Genomic DNA, 1,456 nt, shown 5'->3' on the forward strand with positions numbered 1-1,456 from the left:
TCCGACCTGGATGCGCCGCGAGACGCGGCGCGTCGCGAGCGGCCGGACCGGTACGTCAGGGAGCCCCAGCGAGACAGGGCCCACGGTCATGGCGTCAGCCCCGGTTCCCGGCGACGGTCTCGCGGGCGGCGCGCAGCGACTCCTTCAGGGAGCCCATGGTCGCGAGGACGGCCGTCGGCTCGTAGCCGCAGTGCGCCATGCAGTTGTCACAGCGCGGGTCCTTGCCCCGGCCGTACTTGCTCCAGTCGGTCTCCTCGATCAGCTCCCGGTACGTGGGCACGTACCCGTCGCTCATCAGATAGCAGGGTCGCTGCCAGCCGAAGAGCGAGTAGTTGGGGATCGCCCAGGCGGTGCAGGGGAAGTCCGCCTTGCCTTCCAGGAAGTCGAGGAAGAGGGGGCTGTGGTTGAGCCGCCAGCGCCGCCGGTTGCCGCCGGCGAAGGCCTTCTTGAACAGTTCGCGGGTCTGCTCGACGCCCAGGAAGTGGTCCTGGTCGGGGGCCTTCTCGTAGGCGTAGGCGGGCGAGAGCATCATCTCGTCCACCTGGAGATCGTCATTGAGGTAGTTGAGCACCTCGATGATCGTCTGCGGCGTGTCGGTATTGAAGAACGTCGAGTTGGTGGTGACCCGGAAGCCGCGCCGCTTGGCTTCCTTGATCGCCGCGACGGCTTCGTCGAATACGCCTTCCTTGGCCACGGACTCGTCGTGGCGCTCGCGCATCCCGTCGATGTGGACCGCGAAGGCGAAATACGGGGAGGGTGTGAACTTCTCGATCTTCTTGCGCAGCAGCATCGCGTTGGTGCAGAGGAAGACGTACTTCTTCTTCGCCACGAGCTGCCGGACGATCTCGTCGATCTGCGGGTGCATCAGCGGCTCGCCGCCGGCGATGGAGACCATCGGCGCACCCGACTCCAGCACTGCGCCGACGGCCTGCGCGACCGGCATGCGCTGCTTCAGCACCCCGGCCGGGTGCTGGATCTTGCCACAGCCCTCACAGGAGAGATTGCAGGCGAAGAGCGGTTCGAGCTCGACGATCAGTGGGAACTTGTCCCGCTTCCGCAGCTTCTGTTCAAAGAGATACGTTCCGACCCGGATGGACTGGCGGAGCGGCATGGCCATCTAGCTCACCTCCTGGGGAGCAACAAAGAACGGTGCCATTCATAGAAAGCCGGAAGGACGGTGCGCAGTACGCGGAATGCTGATATTCCACCGCGCAAGGTCCCGATTCGGACGAGTTCATGTTCCGGAGCGTCCACGATCACTCGTACGGCCGCAACCGGACGGGGTCCGGCGCGGGTGGCGGCGCGGAGCGTCGCGGCGGATTCCATGTCCACCGCGATGGCGCCCGCCGTGTGGAGGGCGGCCCGTTCGGCGCCCCGTACGACGTGGTCCGAGCCCACCAGGGGGCCCGTGTGGATCGTGCGTCCCGGTACGGCGCGGGCGAGCTCCTTGGCGAGC

1 protein-coding gene and 1 pseudogene are annotated in these 1,456 nt (G+C 66.7%); both read right to left on the reverse strand.

Features of this window, described 5'->3' with window-relative positions; translation table 11 throughout:
- Positions 1-94: 94 nt before the first annotated feature.
- Positions 95-1,117: an adenosyl-hopene transferase HpnH gene (gene hpnH, locus ACFU99_RS43485; protein WP_384404288.1), complete on the reverse strand. Its 1,023-nt coding sequence runs from the start codon at positions 1,115-1,117 to the stop codon at positions 95-97.
- Between the two features lie 5 nt (positions 1,118-1,122).
- Positions 1,123-1,456: pseudogene (locus tag ACFU99_RS43490) on the reverse strand (1-hydroxy-2-methyl-2-butenyl 4-diphosphate reductase); the annotation flags it as partial.

Source organism: Streptomyces sp. NPDC057654 (assembly GCF_042800135.1).
In the GTDB taxonomy this organism is placed as follows: Bacteria; Actinomycetota; Actinomycetes; order Streptomycetales; family Streptomycetaceae; genus Streptomyces.